The sequence below is a fragment of the Mycobacterium sp. MS1601 genome (assembly GCF_001984215.1).
Taxonomy (GTDB): Bacteria; Actinomycetota; Actinomycetes; order Mycobacteriales; family Mycobacteriaceae; genus Mycobacterium.
Genome location: NZ_CP019420.1, coordinates 2,835,624 through 2,854,284 on the forward strand (window position 1 = coordinate 2,835,624; position 18,661 = coordinate 2,854,284).

Consider the following 18,661-nt stretch of genomic DNA (forward strand, 5'->3'; position numbering starts at 1 on the left):
CGCCGCAGCGGCGGGCAGTCATTCCCGCTGCCCGTTGGCGCCGTCCTGGCCGCTCTGGGTGCTTCCGTGTCCGCCGGAACCGCCCCGGCCCGGGTGGCTGCCTGCTCCGTGCCCGTTGCCGCCGTCACCACCCGTGCCGCCGACTCCACTTTTGCCTGCGCCGCCGAAGCCGTTGCCGCCAAAGCCGCCGTGCCCGGCCGACGAGTAGGGCCCGGCGTCCCCGCCCCGGCCGCCGGCCCCTCCGGTCGCGTTGCCACCCGAGGTGGCGTCTCCGGCGTTGCCACCGGCTCCGCCGTTGCCACCGAAGATCCCACCGGTGCCGCCCTCACCGGCATCACCGCTGTGGGCGTCTCCGCTGACGGATTCGCCGTCGCCGCCGTCACCTCCGCTGCCGCCGTTGCCGGCCAGTGCGCTGCTTCCGCCGTGTCCGCCGGCGCCTCCGACGGCTGTGCCCTCCGAACCGGCGCTGCCGCCCACGCCTCCGTTGCCGCCGTTCCCCACACCGCGGGTGCTGCCACCGAGGCCGCCTTCACCGCCGTAGGCACTCTGTTCGTCGTCGGTGTAATGGTTCCCTCCGCTGCCACCGTCGCCGCCGTCGCCGAAGAATCCGCCCGTGCCACCGTTGCCGCCGTTGCCGCCGACGTTGATGCCGCCACCGGGCCCGCCATTGCCGCCCCGGCCACCGTTGCCGATCGCAGCGGCGCCGTGCCCGCCGTTGCCACCGTTACCGGACAGGCCGTCAGGAATTCCGCCGTGCCCGCCGTTGCCGCCGTTTCCGATGCCGAAGCCGGCGTTGCCGCCGGAACCGGCGTTACCGATTCCCGCGTTGCCACCGTTTCCGCCGTTGCCTGCGAGCGCACCGCCGTTGCCACCGCGGCCCCCGTCGCCGCCGGAGACCGAGGTGCCACCCAGTCCTCCGTTGCCGAACAGCCCGGCTGCGCCGCCTGCGCCGCCGTTGCCGATCAAGCCGTCGCCGCCGTTGCCGCCGTTGCCCGCGAACATGCCGCCGCGGCCCCCGCGCCACCATTGATGATCGTGTTGGTGCCCGATCCTCCTGCGCCTCCGTTGCCGAACAGCCCGGCGTTCCCGCCGTTGCCGCCGGGCCCGCCCGCACCGCCGTTGCCCCGCAGCAGGCCGCCGTTGCCGCCGGCCTGACCGGGCAGGGCACCGTCGACGCCGTTGCCGATCAACCAGCCGCCGGTGCCGACGACGTTGAACACCGCCGCCGATGCGGGATTCCACACCGCACCTGCGGGAAGTCCGAATCCACTTGTGCTGGTGCGGTTTCCATGATCCTCGAGGTAGGCAGGCTGTCCGGTCCCGGCCGATGCGGGGATGACATCCGCGGTGCCCTCGGCGTCATGGGCAGTCCAGTCCGGTCGGATTGCCACGGACGGCAGCGTCGGTGTGTCGGCCCCGGCCGCCAAAAGAGCGGTCGGGCTGGGCGGTGTAGGGGCGGCGATGATCGGCGCCTGCGATGGTGTGGTCTCGGTGGCGGCAACCAGTGACGGCGGCGCGAGCTGGCGTGCCGGCGTGTCGGCAGTTGGTGTCCGTTGCGGCTGCGCGGCGGTCAGGGCCCCGGTGCCGGCAAGGACACCGGCCGTGATTGCTGCAGTGAGAATGCCGTGCGCATGGAATGTTGCCATTGCTTCTGTGTCTCCCCGACCGGATCCGCGTGACCAATGAAATCGTCAGCATGATGCCACTCGAGCCCGGGATCTCTTGGCCGATCGCATTGAATTCGTCGGATGCTTTCGGATCATCTGTAGGACAGAGCCGAGGTTCCAGCCCTCCTTGTTGGTGGGGGATGCACGCAGTTGTGGTGCTCAGGCGGGTGTGGGTTGATCATGAGCCCGTACGAAGCTGCAGTGGCTTGCGGCGCTGTTCGCTCGGATCGGTGGGCATGTCCGCGGCCCGTCGAACGGGAGTCATGGTTGTGTTTGTGCCGACTGCGGAGTCACCGAACGCGGCCACGCCAGGGCGGTCCACTACATCAGCGCCGGTCAACTCCAGAGCCGGCGCCAGCACCGTGTCTTGGCAGCTGTCGGGGCGTGCGGAGGCCCAGCGTTCGGCGTACTGCACCCCGGTGACCATCAATGCCACCGTGGCGATGATGGCCAGCAGTTGTCCTGGCCAGCGAACCCACATCGATTGACGTTCGGCGGCCAGAGAGTTATCTGTTCCCAACTGTTTGCGTATGTGTCGACCCATGACCCACCCCCATAGCTATCACTCGCAGATCACCACCGGCCCGATGGTCGATGGAACTGCGGACGTTCTGCAGAGGTAGTCGTGATCTGCTGGGCGCCCCGAACGTACTGTGACATAGATAACAGCAATGTTCGGCTAACTTCTCGGGCGTGGCAGGTGCGTGCATCCGGAGATCTTGTCCTGTTGCTGATCTAGCGCCGGCGTGGAGTTTCAGTGAATCCGCTGGCGGCACTGCGGCAGGGCCTGCGCTCGGTCGCCGGTGTGGGCACCGCTAAACGGTTGCCGTTGCTGCAAATCCAGACCCGCGGGGCCGCACCGCAATCCGCTGCCGATACATCGGAAATCATGGGTTCGGCTTCGGCAAATTCGGCCACTAGGGTGGTGGGGTGCCTGTCGGATACCTCGCATCCATCTCCATCGACTGCCCCGATCCGGATGCCCTGGTGAGTTTCTACTGCGAGCTGCTGGGGCTCGAAGAGTTCTTCGCCACTCCCGACCGCGGGGTGGTCTCGTTGTCAGGCGCCGGGCCCATGGTGACGTTGATGCGCGTCGACTCCTACGAGCCACCGTCGTGGCCCGATGGTCCGCAGCACAAGCAGATGCATCTGGACCTCGCTGTCGACGAGCTCGACACGGCGGTGGCAGCGGCGGTGGCCATCGGTGCCGTCGAAGCCGAGGTGCAGGCTGCGCCCGAGCAATGGCGGGTGTTGCTCGATCCAGTCGGGCACCCGTTCTGCCTGAGCACGGTTCGCCCGGACTGAGAGCTCAGGTGCCGCAGAAGGTTCGGTAGTTCACAAAATCATCAGGGGCGGGCTCGGCGTAACGCTGCAACCCGGGACGTTCGGTGTACGGCGCGCCGAGGGCCACCATCAACTGCTGCGTTGGGCCCATGTCGCCGGTGGTGGCCGCCGCCAGCGCTTCTTCCACCAGATGATTTCGCGGAATGTAGATCGGATTCGTCCGGTCCATGAGGTCGGCGTCCGGGTCCAGCAGGAGCCAGCGAGCCAGCCAGCCGTCGAATGCCGCGAGGTCGACGAACAATCCCCGCACCGGCTCGGAGTCGCCTCGGGCGGCGGAGGACAGGTGCCGGAAGAACGAGGTGAAGTCGACGCGGCTCTGCGTGAGCTGCTCCAAGAGCTCGGACGCCATCTCATCCGGAAGCGCCTCTGAGACACCGAGTTTGGCCTGCAGTCCGGTGGCAAAAGCTGTTTCGTACCGCTCCCGGAAAGTGGCTAGGGAATCCTGGGCGATCTCGATAGCCCGGTCGGTGTCGTCGTGCAGCAGAGGCAGCAGGGTCTCGGCGAAGCGGGCCAGATTCCAGCCGATGATCGCCGGCTGGTTGCCGTAGGCGTAGCGGCCCCACTGGTCGATGGAGCTGAACACCGTCTCCGGGGAGTAGGACTCCATGAACGCGCAGGGGCCGTAGTCGATGGTCTCACCTGAGATGGTCGTGTTGTCGGTGTTCATCACCCCGTGGACGAATCCGACCAGCATCCACCGCGACACCAGCTGAGCCTGGGCCGCCATCACCGATTCGAACAGTGCCAGATAGGGATCGGGTGCCGCTGCCGCGCCAGGATGGTGGCGGGCAATGGCGTAGTCGGCCAGCTTGCGCACCAGGGCGAGGTCGCCGGTCAGTGCCGCGTACTGGAAACTGCCCACCCGTAGGTGACTGGCCGCCACTCGAGCCAGAACCGCTCCGGGCTGCGGAGTCTCGCGTTGTACCGTACGCCCGGTGGCCACCACCGCCAGTGAGCGGGTGGTGGGAATCCCCAGGGTGTGCATGGCCTCGCTGATGACGTACTCGCGTAGCATCGGCCCCACGACGGCCAGACCGTCACCGCCGCGGGCGAACGGGGTGCGCCCCGAGCCCTTCAGATGCAGATCACGGTCGCCGATCTCACCGAGCAGCAGTGCGCGCCCGTCGCCGAGTCGGGGTGTGAGATTGCCGAATTGGTGACCGGAGTAAGCCTGGGCCACCGGGTTGGTCTTTGGGGGAAGCGTTGTGCCGGTGAGCAATCCGATGCCGTCGGGTGTGCGTAGCCAGCCGGGATCCAGGCCCAGGTCAGCAGCCAGTGCGTCGTTGAGGATCAGCAGGCGCGGATCGGGCGCGGGCTCGGCGTTCCAGGCCACCGCCATCTCGGGCAACTCGCGTGCGAAGCGGTCGGCCAGCAGTATCGACGGCAGGTGCGTCGTCATACGAGTTCGGGCCCCTGGGCCGGTGCCTCCACCAACAGTGACATTCCATGGTGGGCAGGCATCTCCACGGCGAAGCTGTGCAGATCGTCCACCGACGCGATGGGGCTGCCGGTGAACATGTCCGACACCGTGGACCCGGGCGGCAACTTGTCCGAGCGCACGGTGCCCGCCACTTCCTCGTTGGCGAAATTCAGCACGGTCAACTGGTAGTGGCCTTCCTCGGCCAGTTGGTGCACCAGCACCAGCATGCCGCGGTGCGACACCTCGGGAATATCGATCTGGGTGCTGGTGGCGATGCCGTAGTGCGACCGTACCTTCAGGATCGCCTGAAGCTGTCGCAGGAAGCTGGTCTCGTCAGCCAGTTGTTCGGGGATTGAACCGTAAAGGCTTCTGCCGCGCGGCATTCCGGCGGACGAATGGGTGGCCTCGGGATTGACCCCCATCAGATCGTGGGCGGCCCGGTTGATCCAGCGGGTGTCGCCGCCCTGCAGCAGGTGCGAGACCTGCGACGTGGGCAGGGTCAGCATGCCGCACATGTCCCAACCGGACAGTGCGAACACACCGGGTTGCAGCGCGTTGAACATCGCCAACAACAGATGGGCCCGGCGGATTCGATCGATGTCCTCGATATCGTCGAGGTTGGTGATGCCGAGTGCCCCGGCGATCACGGTGGCGGTGGTACAGGCGATGCCGTTGGTGGTGAAAACCAGGTTGTACGGAGCGTTTTCACCTGTGAGCTTCTCGGTGAGGTCTGCCCGGACGGTGGCGCCCAACTCTTCTCCGGTGATCTCGGAACCCTTGTAGGTGAACATGTCATCGCGGTGCCCATTCGACCAGTGCAACAACTCGTAGGTCAACTCGTCGTGGTTCTGCAGGGCGTGTACCAACGAAGCGGGGTCCACCCCCAACTCGAGGGTGGTGCGTAGACACAGACGCAGGAACTCGGTGTCGGCAGTGGCCAGTGCGTGCTGGTAGCCCGGTCGGTTCACGAAGTCGTAGGACAGGTCCGCGCCGGCTTCGCCGATCTCGCGGATGTCGTCGATGGTGAGGTTGAGTTCCTGGAAGGTGAACCCGCCGACCTTGCGCACCATGCTGGCGATCAGGTGGTTGGCGGCCTCCGACAGCGGGTGACCTTCCGACCAGGCGGTGCTGTCCTCCGCGGCGGTCTTTTCCGCACCCAGGAAACCGTTGGCGTCCAAGCGAAGTCCGCCGGTGCCCAGGTCCGCCAGCGAGTGCAAGGCATCGCCGATGACCAGGCGCATACCGGCGAACGACGGGTCCAGCCAGTTGATGGACGGTTGGCCGTCTTTGAAGTAGTGCAGATACACCCAGCGGCGTTCAACGCCGTCGATGCCGACCACCGGGCGGGTAACGCTCCAGTTGGTTTCCTTGACGCCCTCGGCGTAGAAGATGACCCGTTGCAGCCGGCCGATGATGTAGCCCGCCTTGTCGAGCCACTCCTCGGTGGCGGTGTCGATGTTGACCGAGTCGGCACCGGCGGGCACCTCGGGCAGCTGCTCCCAGTCGCGGGGGTCGATCTCGACCATGTGGTAGATGCCGGGGTAGTCGGCGTACTTCATCTCTGCCAGCCGGAAGTCGGCGCCCTTGCCGGTATGGCCGGGCACGATGTCGTCGATGATGGTGCCGCCGTACCAGCCGGCGGTGCCGCACATCTGACGGAACTCGTCCTCGGTACCGAATGCCGGGTCGATCTGGGTGCTGATCCGGTCGAAGTGACCGTCGACGCTGGGAGTCAGTTCCCAGCCCCAGATGCCGCCGGCGCGCTTCACCGGGCCGGTGTGCACCGCTTCCACGCCGATCTCGGAGAACGCCTGCCACATCTTCTCGTCCGCCATGGCCTTGAGGAAGGACTCGTTGGGACGGGTGATCAGTGACAGCGGGTAAGCGGTGAACCAGACCGAGGCGGTGTCCACCGCGCCCCGGGGACTGGGGGTGGCGTAGGGGTTCTGCCACATGGACCCCTGACCGGAGAACTGCTGGCTGATCTCGTTGGCATCGGCCAGCATGGACTGCGACAGCAGCCAGGACACGTAGGCCGGGTTGTCGCCGGAGGCCGGGCCGTCCTGGCTCAACGACCGGCGGGTGAACGGTGTCTTGACCTTCGGTCGGTACCGCAGCGCACGTGGTCGCGCGGGGTGCAGGTGCTCGTCGAAGGTGATCTCTGTCGGCTCGTTCGGTTGATCGTCGCGGTCGTGATCAACGCGTTCCGGCTCAGCCGCTGCAGACATGAATCCCCTTCGCGAGCTCGTTTCCAGACGTGCTGTGATTCCCCTACGTATTCCAACGCGGCGTGCAATTGAAACAGCGGCTCGTCGTCCAGACCTGAGAACCCACCCTACGGACCAATCCCGGCAACGGCTCGTCTGCCGGCTATACGGACACCTGAGCGGAATCGGAGCGCGGGCGAGCCAGTGCAAAACCCGCCACGGCCACGACGGAGCAGGCGCACATCACCAGTGCCAAGGGCAGCGCGGTGTGCTCGCCACCCAGGCCCACCAGCGGCGATACCAGCGCGCCGATGCCGAACTGCAGGGCACCCAGCACGGCAGACCCGGTGCCGGCCTGATGGGGGACGGATGCCAGGGCCAGTGCGGTGGCGTTGCCGAGGATCAGGCCCTGGCTGGCGACGGCCACAAATATGGGGGCGGTGAGCGTCCAGGCGGGAGCGCCGGTGAGCACCAGAACCAGCACCGTGACGGCAGCGGCCAAGGTGACCCCCAGGCCGGTGCCGAGCAGCGTACGTACCGGTACGCGGTGGGCCAGCCGAGCCGAGATCGCGCTCATCACGCTGATGCCCAGCGCGTTCACCCCGAACGTCGCGCCGTACTGCACCGGCGTCATCCCGATCATGGACTGGTAGACGAACGGCGACGCGGAGATGTAGGCCATCATCACCGAGAACCCGAAGGCGAAGGCCAGGGTGTTGCCGGTGAAGGTCCGAGACAGCAGGGACCGCTTGGCCCGATTTCCGGTGCGCAGCTGGTGGCGACGTTCTTGTGGGTGAGATTCGCGGATCACCGCGACGGTCACGATGAACATCAGAACGACGACCGCGCACACCACCCAGAGAATTCCGCGCCAGCCGACCGGCCCCACGAGCAAGCTCCCTGCGAACGGTGCGATCACCGGTGCGACGCCGCCGACGATCATCATCAGGCTGAACGCCCGGGCGGCAGCCTTCCCGCTGGCGAGGTCGGACACGATCGCCCGGCCGATCACCATGCCCGCTGCCCCGGTGAAACCCTGCGCGAAGCGCGCGGCGATCAGGACGGCGATGTCGGGCGCGGTGGCCGCCACAACGCTGGCAACGACGCACAGCACCGTGCCGACAAGTAGCGGCCAGAACCGGCCCACCCGGTCAGACAGCGGACCGAATACGAGTTGACCTGCTGTGATGCCGAGCAGGAACGCCATGAGCGTCAACTGCACGGCGGAGGCGCTCGCACCCAGTTCACTGGCCATCTCGGGGAATGCCGGCAAGTAGAGGTCGGTGGCCACCGGAGCGACCGCAGACAGCAGGGCCAAGGACAGCAGCAGCGACGTGGTGATGGTTGCCGCCGGTGCCGGGGCCGGTCGGGTGATGGGCATGTCGTTCCTCACTATAGTTATTTGGACATAACTATAACTGTATAACGATGCTGCTCTACTATCGCGCCATGGACGTCGACGACCTAGCCGAACTGGCCCAGCTCATCCTCGACGCCGCACGGGAGATCCGGTTTCACAGCCAGCTCAACCCGCAGGCCGTCATGCTGAACCTCTCCGAGGCCAAGGTGATGACGTGCATCGACGCACAGCCCGGCGTCACCCCCAGCGCGGTAGCCGAGTACACCGGCCTGCAGCGCAGCAATCTCAGCACCGCGCTGCGCGTTCTGGAGGAACGTGGCTTCGTGGAGCGCCGAGTGGATCCCCACGACCGCAGGGGGGTCAATCTGTTTCCCACCGCGCTGTCGGTGGAGAACCTGAAGCTGCTCCAGCAGGAATGGGCGCGGACGTTGGCCCTCGGCCTCGGCGACGACGACAGTGATGTGGAGGCCGCAAAACGCCTGCTCGCCCGACTTGACGCCGGGCTTGCCGCCGCACGCCGCCGCTGACTGGGGTTTACTCGACTGCGCCCGGGTCAACAGTCAGCCAATGCAGGAGAGTGACGGTCGCTCATGCCCCTAGAGACCGGCCAGGAATTCGCCGGATACCAGGTCGTGGCGATCCTGGGTGTCGGCGGCATGGGTGAGGTGTACCTGGCCCAGCACCCGAGGCTGCCCCGTCGGGACGCGCTCAAGGTGCTGCGTGCCAACCACACCGAAGACCAGGAGTACCGCCAGCGCTTCGTCCGCGAGGCCGATATCGTCGCCGGGCTCTCGCACCCCAACATCGTCAGCGTGCATGACCGCGGCGAGGCCGACGGCAAGCTGTGGATCGCGATGGACTACATCGACGGCACCGACGCAGGCAAGCTACTGACCGGCCAATATCAGAAGGGCATGCCGGTGGGTCTGGTGATCCACATCGTGCGGGCCATCGCCGACGCGCTGGACTACGCCCACCAGCGTCAGCTGCTTCACCGCGACATCAAGCCGGCCAACATCCTGCTCGCCGATCCGGATTCCGACGACCCCCGGGTGTATCTGGGTGATTTCGGGATCGCGCGCTGGGCCGACGATTCAGCCAAGCTGACGGCGACCGACGTAGCCGTCGGTACGGTGGCCTATGCCGCACCTGAGCAGCTCATGGGCGGCGATGTCGACGGCCGGGCTGATCAATATGCGTTGGCCGCCACCGCTTTCCAGCTGCTGACCGGCAAGCCGCTGTTCCAGCACAGCAATCAGGCCGTGGTGATCAGCCAGCACATCAGCGCCGAGCCGCCCGACATCGCAGAACGCCGACCCGAGCTGGCGGCGCTGAGTCCGGTGTTCGCGCGGGCGCTCGCCAAGCTGCCACGCGAGCGGTTCGCCACCTGCAGACAGTTCGCGCGCGCACTGGAACAGCAGCTGGGAGTCAAGGACGACGATTCGGATGCCACCCAGCTGGCCTTCCCATCCGGCGCGGTCAAGACACGGCGGCCGGCGTCGTCACGTCGGAAAGTGTTCTGGGCGGCCGGCACTGCCGTGGCCCTGCTGATCGCGGGGCTGACGGCCACCGTGGTGGTGTTGGAGATGCGGTCATCGGATGAGCGGGGTTCCACCGTCGCCTCGACAGCGGTGCCTCAGCTTCCGGTGGTCAGGATCGGGGCCGACTGTGAACCGCTCGGTGGCGCCGGGGAGAGTACTGACGGCGCGGAGGCGTACTGCGCGCAGCTGCCTGCGGCCAACCAGGCGGTGTGGTCGCTGTACAAGGGCACGCTGCCGAGTCCCACCGTCGCGCCCGGGCCCACCGACGAGGTCTATCCGCCGGGAATCGAACAGCAGGTTCAGCTCTGTGTGCAGCAGACCGGCAAGAGCCGAATCGAATGCCGAGACGATGTACGACTGGGCAATATCAGCGGTCCGGCTTGACGACGGCCGGCCGCAGGAGCTACAGCCCGGCCAGGTCGTCGGGGACGTCCACGGCGTAGCGCTGTAGCTCTTCCAGCGTCACCAGATCCAGGGCGCGCTCGTGGGTGGCGGCCAGCACCACCGGGCAGGCACGACCGTCCTGGTGGGCGCGTAACCAATTGGCTGCGGTGATGCACCACCGGTCGCCGGGCACCAGGCCGGGAAAGCGGTACTGCGGCATCGGTGTCGACAGGTCGTTGCCGATGGAGCGCTGGTGTTCGAGGAACTCTGTGGTGACCACGCCGCAAATGATGTGCCGCCCCACGTCTTCGGCTCCGGTGGAGCAGCAGCCGTCGCGGTAGAACCCTGTCATGGGATCGGTACCGCACGGTTCGAGCGGACCCCCGAGAACGTTGAGCTCAGACATACCTCAAGTATTGCGTGCACAATGTCCGCCGTGGGAATGCGTCGGGTGGCCACGGCCAGCTTTGTCGGAACGGCTATCGAGTACTACGACTTCTTCATCTACGGCACCGCCGCCGCGCTGGTGTTTCCCGAGGTGTTCTTCCCGAACCTGAGTCCCACCGTGGCCACGGTCGCCTCGTTGTCGACGTTTGCGGTGGCGTTCCTGTCGCGACCGGTCGGCGCGGCCGTGTTCGGCCACTTCGGAGATCGTCTGGGCCGCAAGAAGACCCTGGTGGCCACGTTGGTGATCATGGGGTTGTCCACCGTGGGGGTGGGTCTGGTGCCGTCAGCCGAGACCATCGGTATGGCGGCACCACTGCTGCTGTTGGCGCTGCGACTGCTGCAGGGTTTCGCGGTCGGTGGCGAATGGGCCGGCTCGGCACTGCTGAGCGCCGAGTACGCCCCGCGGGACCGACGCGGACGCTACGGCATGTTCACCCAACTCGGTGTCGGGGCCGGCCTGGTGCTCGGCAACGCGGTGTTCCTGGTGGTGAATCTGACTGTGGGAGAAAAGAGCCCGACGTTCATGGACTGGGGCTGGCGGGTGCCGTTCCTGTTCAGTGCCGTGCTACTGATCATCGCACTGTACATCCGGGTGAGTATCGAGGAGACGCCGGTTTTTGCCGCTGTGGTGCACGAACCCGGGCAGGCACCGCTGTCCGAGCTGTTCGGGGCGCAACCGCGGCAGGTGCTGTTGGGTTCGGGATGCATGGTCGGTGTCTTCACCTTCAGCTTCATGGGCGGCACGTACCTCATGGGGTATGCGACGACGATCTTGCAGCACCCACGTGAAATCGTGCTGTCGGTCGGGGTGCTCGGTGGTGTGGCGATGCTGATCACCACGGCATTGGCGGCCACGGTGTGTGACCGTGTGGGCCGGCGGCGCGTCATCTTGACCGGTTTCTGCCTGGCGCTGCCGTGGTCCTTCCTGGTGATGCCACTATTGGACACCGATTCCACGCAGCTCTTCGGAGTCGCCATCGTCGGTACTTACGCCATCCTGGGTATCGCCAGCGGCCCCATGGCGTCGTTCCTGCCGGAGATCTTCGCAACTCGCTACCGCTACAGCGGTGCGGGGCTCACGTTCAACCTCGGCGGCATCATCGGCGGCGCGGTGCCGCCGATCCTGGCTGGACCTCTGGTCGACGCATTCGGTCCGCTTGCCATCGGCGTGATGATGGCACTGCTGGTGGGCATCAGTCTGGCGGCGACGTTCCGTCTGCCCGAGACCAAGGGTGTCGAACTGAGCGCCGTGGTGGGACCGTCTCAAGCCGTCGCGTCGCGGTAGACGATCGACCACCGGCCCGACACCGACTCACCCGGGGCCAGCCACCGCAGGCCGAGACCGTTGTTGAACGCATCGGCCGGTGCGGTCACCGGCTCCACCGCCACGGCGGTGACCGGGCCGTCGGGCGAGGGGAATTCACGGGTGATGAATGCATGCACGAAGCCGAATTGTGCGTCGGCGTGCAATGAGACGGATCGGCCGTCCGGAGCGTGCAATGCGTGGGTGCTGGTGCCGTCCGGCTCTGCCGCCACTGCCCAGCAGTCGTCGAGCGTCATCTCGGCGACGGCCCGCCCGCCGCGCAGGTCCCACTCGGATCCCTCCACCGGGGTGAGCCCGACGGGAAGCAGCCGGTCGTCGACGTCGACGTGGTATCTGCCGTTGACGGTCAGCGCGCACGTCTCGGTCGGCACGTCGCCGATCGTCAGGAACGGGTGCGCCCCGAAACCCACAGGCGCGCAGTTGGACCCGGTGTTGCGGAGCTCTTGTCTGGCCTCCAGGCCCGTGGGTGTCAGTCGGTAGTGCACCCTGGTGTCCAGGTCGAAGGGGTAGCCGGGCCGGGCTGTCACCGGCGCCTGCAGTGTCACCGAGGACTCGGTGCGCATGACGACGTTGTAGGTGGTGTGGCTGAGGAGCCCGTGCAGTGCGGTGCCGTAGGTGGTGTCGGTGATGGCGAGTTCGAATGTTCGACCGTCGTGTGTCCACCGGCCGTCGCGTATCCGATTGGGCCAGGGCGCCAGTATCTTTCCGCAGAAGAACGGAGCCGGGACCTCCGGGTGGGCCGCCGGGGTGAGAGCGACGTCGCCGACGCTGAGATGCTGCAGGGCGGCGCCCACGTCGACGATGACGGCGCGCACCCACCGACCGGGGGTCTCGAGCTGCAGTGTGTACTCGACCTCAGGTGCGCCCGAGACTGCCCTCACCACGAGGCGGCCCCGTTGGCGGGCCGGGTGTGTGTGATGGTGGGTTCACGGTGGCCGGCGCGGCGCACCGCCGCGAGAACGGCGTCTCCCACAGCGTCCGCGCGCGCGGTGGCGACCAATGCGATGACACATCCCCCGAAGCCGCCGCCGGTCATGCGCGCGCCCAGAGCACCTGCCGCGACGGCAGATTCGGCGATCAGATCGAGGTGATCGGTGGTGATCTCGAAGTCGTCGCGCATCGACGCGTGTGACTCGGTGAGCACGCGGCCCACTTCGACGAAATCGTTGCCGCGCAGCGCCTGCACGGTCTGCAGGACCCGCCGGTTCTCGGTGACGATGTGACGGGCGCGGCGCCGGTCCTCGGTGTCGTCCAGGGTGCTGACCACAATCTCCCCTCGGTCGTGAACGTCGCGTAACGAGGTTACGCCCAAAGCCGCCGCGGCCCGCTCGCACGACGCGCGGCGGGCTGCGTACTCACCGCCGCTGTGTTGATGGCGGGTGTGAGAGTTGATGAGCAGCAACACCAGATCGTGAGCATCGGGATCAAATGCCACCGACTCTGTCGTGTTGTCGCGGAAGTCGATGAGCTGCGCCCGTTTCGGTTCCGCGAAGAGGATTGCGAGCTGATCCAACAGCCCGGTGGGGACGCCGACGTAGTCGTTTTCGGCCCGGCTTGCGATGAGCGCCTGTTCCAGTCGGTTGATGGACCGGCCGGAAGCTCTCAGCAACGCGCCGAGCACCGCACACTCCAGTGCCGCCGAGGATGCCAGCCCGGCACCCATGTCGACACCTCCGGTGATCGACATGGCTCCGCCGGGGACAGGGTGGCCTGCGCACTGTAGCGCCCACACCACCCCGGCCACGTACGCCGCCCAGCCGGTGACAGCACCGGGAACGGTGTTGCACAGCACCGTGACCGGATTGGGGGAGCGATCGCTGCGTACCGCGAGCTCCCGGCTGTTGTCTGGCTCGAAGGTGACGGCGGTACGTTCGCCCACGGCGATCGGCAGGGCGAAACCGAGGTTGTAGTCGGTGTGCTCGCCGATGAGGTTGATCCGTCCCGGTGCCGAGAACCGCACGGTGCCCGCCACGGTCAGAGCCCCCGCAGTGTGTCGGCAAGGGCTTCTGGACTCACGTCGTTGATGAATGCCCCCATCACCGACTCCGAACTGGCGAGATACTTCAGCTTGGTGGCGCTGCGCCGTATGGAGATCACCTGGGCGTGGAAGTAACCCTCGCGCTGGGCGTGGCTGTCGGTGTACTGATGCAGTGCCGACATGTAGGGCATCGGATCGGCATACATTCGGTCGAGCCGTTGCAGGATCTGCTGGTACACGAAGGTGAAGTCCTCGAGTTCGGCATCGTCGAAGTCGAGCAGGCTTCGGACCTTCCGGTTCGGGTAGATGTGCACCTCCACGGGCCAGCGGGCCGCGAACGGCGCCAGAGCGGTGAAGCTCTTGCTGCTCATGATGATTCGGGCGCCGTCGGCGCGTTCCTCGGCCAGCATGTCGGCGAACATATTGGTGCCATGGGTCTGCCGGTGTGTGCCCGCTGCCGCCATCAGAGCCCGCGTTGTGGGCGGCAGATACGGATAGCCGTAGATCTGGCCGTGCGGGTGGGTCAGGGTCACCCCGATCTGCTCACCGCGATTCTCGAAACAGAACACCTGCTCGATACCGGGCCGCGACATCAGATCACCGGTGCGATCACGCCACACGTCGACAACCAGTCTCGCCTTGCGGTGATCCAGCCCGCCGAAGGATCCGTTGTGGTCGCTGGAGAAGCAGACCACCTCGCAGCGCCCGTTGTCGGCGGCAGACAGACTGGCGAAGCGGTTCTCGAATACCACGACGTCGTAGTCGAGAGCCGGTATCTCACTGCTCAATCCGGTGGGCCCTGGGCACAGGGGGCACTGATCGGGCGGGGGTTTGTAGGTGCGTTCCTGGCGCTGTGCCGCGATCACCACCCATTCCCCGGTGCGCCGGTCGAAGCGCAACTCCGGCGGGGATCCGGCGTGGACGGGCAGGACGCGACGATCGGGCACCGGGGCACACCGGTGCCCGGGCAGATCGTAGAACCACAGGTCGCGCCCGTCTGCCAGGGTCCGGTGGGTGGCCGCGAGGGTCAGGATGCGCCCTTCTTCTTGTTGTAGACGTCGAAGCCCACCGCAGCCAGCAACACCAGTCCCTTGATGAGCTGTTGGACGTCACTGCCGATGCCGATCAGCGACATGCCGTTGTTCAGCACGCCCAAGACGAAGCCGCCGATCACCGCACCGAACACCGTACCCACGCCACCGTTGGCCGACGCACCGCCGATGAACGCTGCCGCAATGGCTTCCAGCTCCATGCCGATGCCGGCCTGCGGGGTGGCCGAGTTGAGCCGGGCGGCGAACAGCAGACCCGCCAGCGCCGAGAGCAGTCCCATGTTCACGAAAACCAGGAAGGTGACCCGCTTGGTCTTGACTCCCGACAGCCGCGCCGCCGCGACGTTGCCACCGACGGCGTACACCTGCCGACCGAACACCGTGGAGCGCATCACAAAGGCGTAGATGACGAACGCGACTGCCAGCACGATGCCCACCACCGGGACGCCGCGGTAGCTGGCGAGCAGGAGGGTGAACGCGGCCAGCGCCGCCGTGATGGCCGCGCACTTGGCGATGAACCACCCGGTGGGCAGGACGTCGAAACCGTAGTGGGACTGAGCTCGACGTTGGCGTACCTGCTGCCAGACCGCCGCCACGGTGACCAGAGCGCCGAGGATGATGGTGGGCCAGTGGTAGAGGCTGCTGCCACCGATCTCGGGCAGGAACCCGCTGCTGACCGCCCCGAAACTGCGGGGGAACGGTGCTATCGACTGGCCCTCCAACAGATACTGGGTGGCGCCGCGGAACACCAGCATGCCCGCCAAGGTGACGATGAAGGAGGGGATGCCGACGTAGGCGATCCAAAAGCCTTGCCATGCGCCGATCAACGCCCCGAGAAGCAGGCAGGCTACGACAGCCACCGGCCAGGGCATGGAGTGGTTGATCATCAGCACCGCGGAGGTGGCACCGACGAACCCGGCGATCGATCCCACCGAGAGGTCGATGTGCCCTGAGATGATGACCATCACCATCCCGATGGCCAAGATCAGGATGTAGCCGTTCTGTTGAACGATGTTGGTGACGTTGAGCGGCTTGAGCAGGATGCCGTCGGTGGTGAACTGGAACAGGATGACGATGAGCACCAGGGCCACGACCATGCCGTACTGGCGGAAGTTGCCCCGGATCGCCGCGGTGAGGCGACTCACCGTGGAATCCGGTGGCGGCGCTGTCGACGCCGGTGGTGGGGTGTCCACCGTGGGGGTGGTGGTCATGTGGTTCGTCCCTTCATCATGTGATGCATCAATGTCTCCTGGGTCGCGTCAGCACGGCTGACCTCTCCGGTGAGGCGACCTTCGTTCAGCGTGTAGATGCGGTCGCACAAGCCGATCAGCTCGGGCAGTTCCGAGGAGATGACGATGATCGATTTACCCTCGGCAGCAAGGGCGTTGATGATCGTGTAGATCTCGTACTTGGCGCCGACGTCGATCCCGCGGGTGGGTTCGTCGAGGATCAGCACATCCGGGTCGGCGAAGATCCACTTGCTCAGCACCACCTTCTGCTGATTGCCCCCGGACAGGTTGCCGGTGGTGGTCTTCACCGACTGCGCCTTGATGTGCATGTCCTTGCGGAACCGGTCGGCGACCACCGCCTCCTCATGCTCGTTGATGACAGACATCTTGCTCACCTTCTGCAGCGACGCCAGGGTGACACTGCGGGCGATGTCATCCATCAGGTTCAGGCCGTAGTGCTTACGGTCTTCGGTGGCGTAGGCGATCCGGTTGGTGATCGCGTCGGACACGGTGTTGGTCCGAATCTCCTTGCCGTCCTTGAACACCGCGCCGCCGGCCTTCTTGCCGTAGCTGCGTCCGAACACGCTCATCGCCAGCTCGGTCCGGCCGGCACCCATCAGTCCCGCGAGGCCGACCACCTCGCCGCGGCGCACATTGATCGACACCCCGTCGACCACCTTGCGATGCTGGTCCAACGGATGGAACACCGTCCAGTCCTCGATGGCGAAGGTCACCTCGCCGATGGGATGCGGGGTGCGCTCGGGAAAGCGGTCGGTCATGTCACGCCCGACCATGCCCCGGATCACGTGCTCTTCGGTGATCTCGTGATCCACCGCAAGGGTTTCGATGGTCTGCCCGTCGCGCAGGATCGTGATGCTGTCGGCCACCTGCATCACCTCGTTGAGCTTGTGCGAGATGATGATGCACGTCAGGCCTTGGCCGCGAAGCTCGATCATGAGGTCGAGCAGGTGCCGGCTGTCCTCGTCGTTGAGCGCGGCAGTCGGCTCGTCGAGGATCAGCAGTTTGACCTTCTTCGACAGGGCCTTGGCGATCTCCACGAGTTGCTGTTTGCCCACCCCGATGTCGGAGATCCTGGTGCCCGGGCTCTCCCGCAAACCGACCCGCTGCAATAGTTTCTGGGCTCCGGTGGTGGTCTCATTCCAGTTGATCACCCCGGCCGACGCGTGTTCGTTGCCGAGGAAGATGTTCTCGGCGATGGTCAGCACCGGCACCAGCGCCAGCTCCTGGTGGATGATGCCGATGCCGGCGCGCTCGCTGGAGCGGATGTCCTTGAAATTACCGGGTTTTCCGTCGAAATCGATCTCACCGGTGTAGCTGCCGTGCGGGTAGATACCGCTGAGCACTTTCATCAAGGTGGACTTACCGGCACCGTTCTCCCCGCAGATGGCGTGGATCTCGCCCTGGCGCACCGTCAGGTTGACGTCGCGCAACGCGGTGACGGCACCGAAGCGTTTGGTGATGTCCCGCATCTGGAGTAGCGGTGTAGCGGACCGGCTCATCAGGCGAGCTGGTCCTGGGTGTAGTAACCCGATTCGACCAGCACCTTTTCGTAGTTCTCCCTGTCGACGCTGACCGGTTCCAGGAGATAGGACGGCACCACCTTCACCCCGTTGTCGTAGGTGGTGGTGTCGTTGACCTCGGGTTCGCCGTCGGTGAGCATGGAATCGGCCATCTGTACTGCGGATTCGGCCAGTTCCCGGGTGTCCTTGAAGACTGTCTGTGTCTGCTCACCCGCGATGATGGACTTGACGGAGGCCAGCTCGGCGTCCTGCCCGGTGACCACCGGCAGCGGGTTGGCCGGTGTGCCGTAACCCGAGCTCTTCAGCGCGGAGATGATGCCAAGGGACATCCCGTCATACGGCGAGAGCACGGCGTCTACCCGGCCGCTGGTGTAGGCCCGGCTGAGCAGGTTGTCCATCCGGGACTGGGCCAGCCCGCCGTCCCAGCGCAGGGTGGCCACCTGATCGAAGGACGTCTGGCCGCTGCGCACCACCAGCTTGCCGCTGTCGATGTAGGGTGTCAGCACACTCATGGCGCCGTCGAAGAAGAAGGTGGCGTTGTTGTCATCCGGCGATCCGGCGAACAGTTCGATGTTGAACGGGCCCGGGTTCTGCTCCACGCCGAGGGTGTCGACAATGTAATTGGCCTGCAGCACGCCGACTTTGAAGTTGTCGAAGGTGGCGTAGTAGTCGACGTTCTCCGACCCGCGGATCAGGCGGTCATAGCTGACCACCGGAATGTCGGCGTCAGCGGCCCGCTGCAGGATGTCGGTCAGCGAGGAGCCGTCGATCGGTGCGATGACGAGGGCCCGCACGCCCTTGGTGATCATGTTCTCGATCTGCGACACCTGGTTCTGCACCACGTCGTCGCCGTACTGCAGATCGGTCTGGTAGCCGAGGGCCTGGAACTGCTCGGCCATGTTGTCACCGTCGGCCACCCATCGCTCGGAGGACTTGGTGGGCATCGAGATACCGATGGTGCCGGTGTGTTCACCGCCGGCGTCGGTGGCTTCGGTGGTGGTCGACCGGCCGCAGCCGACGCTGGTGATCGCAACCGCGGCTGCGAGCACGCCCACAGCTCGGACAAAGCTCCTGCGCATGGGGAATCCTCCGCTTGGTTTGTTGCCGCACATCGACGGCTGGACGTGATCGCCTACGTGATGTGAGCGCTCACATGTGCGATCTTGTGAC

General features: G+C 66.1%; 15 protein-coding genes and 1 pseudogene. 4 read left to right on the forward strand and 12 right to left on the reverse strand.

The window, feature by feature from the left end; all coding sequences use genetic code 11:
- Positions 1 to 18: 18 nt before the first annotated feature.
- Positions 19 to 1,190 (reverse strand): annotated as a pseudogene (locus tag BVC93_RS34540) (hypothetical protein); the annotation flags it as partial.
- A gap of 655 nt (positions 1,191 to 1,845) precedes the next feature.
- Positions 1,846 to 2,148: a hypothetical protein gene (locus BVC93_RS13885; RefSeq protein ID WP_083737972.1), complete on the reverse strand. Its 303-nt coding sequence runs from the start codon at positions 2,146 to 2,148 to the stop codon at positions 1,846 to 1,848.
- 449 nt (positions 2,149 to 2,597) lie between these two features.
- Between BVC93_RS13885 and BVC93_RS13890 the strand changes: the two genes are divergently transcribed.
- Positions 2,598 to 2,972: a VOC family protein gene (locus BVC93_RS13890; RefSeq protein WP_083737973.1), complete on the forward strand. Its 375-nt coding sequence runs from the start codon at positions 2,598 to 2,600 to the stop codon at positions 2,970 to 2,972.
- Positions 2,973 to 2,976: 4 nt separating this feature from the next.
- Here the strand turns inward: BVC93_RS13890 and BVC93_RS13895 are convergent, their stop codons facing one another.
- From BVC93_RS13895 to BVC93_RS13905, 3 genes are all read right to left on the reverse strand, one after another.
- Positions 2,977 to 4,410 carry a protein adenylyltransferase SelO gene (locus tag BVC93_RS13895; protein ID WP_083737974.1) on the reverse strand — a complete coding sequence of 478 codons (1,434 nt, stop codon included), beginning with the start codon at positions 4,408 to 4,410 and terminating at the stop codon, positions 2,977 to 2,979.
- A complete protein-coding gene (gene treS / locus BVC93_RS13900; RefSeq protein WP_083737975.1) occupies positions 4,407 to 6,659 on the reverse strand; it encodes a maltose alpha-D-glucosyltransferase in 2,253 nt (750 codons plus the stop codon). The genes BVC93_RS13895 and treS overlap by 4 nt, the downstream gene beginning before the upstream one ends.
- 142 nt (positions 6,660 to 6,801) lie before the next feature.
- Complete coding sequence (locus tag BVC93_RS13905; RefSeq protein WP_083741043.1) at positions 6,802 to 8,019, reverse strand: multidrug effflux MFS transporter; 1,218 nt, start codon at positions 8,017 to 8,019, stop codon at positions 6,802 to 6,804.
- A 47-nt stretch (positions 8,020 to 8,066) separates the two neighbouring features.
- Between BVC93_RS13905 and BVC93_RS13910 the strand changes: the two genes are divergently transcribed.
- Together BVC93_RS13910 and BVC93_RS13915 are read left to right on the forward strand one after the other, a co-directional pair.
- Positions 8,067 to 8,525, forward strand: coding sequence for a MarR family winged helix-turn-helix transcriptional regulator (locus tag BVC93_RS13910; RefSeq protein WP_083737976.1), 459 nt, complete (start codon positions 8,067 to 8,069; stop codon positions 8,523 to 8,525).
- Positions 8,526 to 8,588: 63 nt separating this feature from the next.
- Positions 8,589 to 9,923 (forward strand): serine/threonine-protein kinase, encoded by a 1,335-nt coding sequence (locus tag BVC93_RS13915; protein ID WP_083737977.1) that lies wholly within the window; start codon positions 8,589 to 8,591, stop codon positions 9,921 to 9,923.
- A 19-nt stretch (positions 9,924 to 9,942) separates the two neighbouring features.
- Here BVC93_RS13915 and BVC93_RS13920 read toward each other — a convergent pair whose 3' ends face one another.
- Positions 9,943 to 10,329, reverse strand: a complete 387-nt coding sequence (locus tag BVC93_RS13920; RefSeq protein WP_083737978.1) for a DUF2237 family protein — start codon at positions 10,327 to 10,329, stop codon at positions 9,943 to 9,945.
- A gap of 36 nt (positions 10,330 to 10,365) precedes the next feature.
- On the opposite strand from BVC93_RS13920, the gene BVC93_RS13925 reads away from it, so the two are divergent.
- Entirely contained in the window at positions 10,366 to 11,655 is a 1,290-nt protein-coding gene (locus tag BVC93_RS13925; protein WP_192860382.1) for an MFS transporter, read from the forward strand.
- On the opposite strand, the gene BVC93_RS13930 is transcribed toward BVC93_RS13925, so the two are convergent.
- Genes BVC93_RS13930 through chvE form a run of 6 tightly spaced genes read right to left on the reverse strand, consistent with a single transcriptional unit; the run spans position 11,634 to position 18,570 of the window.
- Positions 11,634 to 12,575 (reverse strand): aldose 1-epimerase family protein, encoded by a 942-nt coding sequence (locus BVC93_RS13930; RefSeq protein WP_083741044.1) that lies wholly within the window; start codon positions 12,573 to 12,575, stop codon positions 11,634 to 11,636. The genes BVC93_RS13925 and BVC93_RS13930 overlap by 22 nt on opposite strands.
- Positions 12,572 to 13,666, reverse strand: a complete 1,095-nt coding sequence (locus tag BVC93_RS13935; protein WP_442929052.1) for a galactokinase — start codon at positions 13,664 to 13,666, stop codon at positions 12,572 to 12,574. The genes BVC93_RS13930 and BVC93_RS13935 overlap by 4 nt, the downstream gene beginning before the upstream one ends.
- 2 nt (positions 13,667 to 13,668) lie before the next feature.
- Positions 13,669 to 14,706: a galactose-1-phosphate uridylyltransferase gene (gene galT / locus BVC93_RS13940; protein WP_083737981.1), complete on the reverse strand. Its 1,038-nt coding sequence runs from the start codon at positions 14,704 to 14,706 to the stop codon at positions 13,669 to 13,671.
- On the reverse strand, positions 14,700 to 15,932 hold the full coding sequence (mmsB, locus tag BVC93_RS13945) for a multiple monosaccharide ABC transporter permease (RefSeq protein WP_083737982.1): 1,233 nt from the start codon (positions 15,930 to 15,932) through the stop codon (positions 14,700 to 14,702). The genes galT and mmsB overlap by 7 nt, the downstream gene beginning before the upstream one ends.
- Positions 15,929 to 17,470, reverse strand: a complete 1,542-nt coding sequence (mmsA, locus tag BVC93_RS13950; RefSeq protein WP_083737983.1) for a multiple monosaccharide ABC transporter ATP-binding protein — start codon at positions 17,468 to 17,470, stop codon at positions 15,929 to 15,931. Before mmsA ends, mmsB begins: the two co-directional genes overlap by 4 nt.
- A complete protein-coding gene (gene chvE / locus BVC93_RS13955; protein ID WP_083737984.1) occupies positions 17,470 to 18,570 on the reverse strand; it encodes a multiple monosaccharide ABC transporter substrate-binding protein in 1,101 nt (366 codons plus the stop codon). Before chvE ends, mmsA begins: the two co-directional genes overlap by 1 nt.
- Positions 18,571 to 18,661 lie beyond the last annotated feature (91 nt).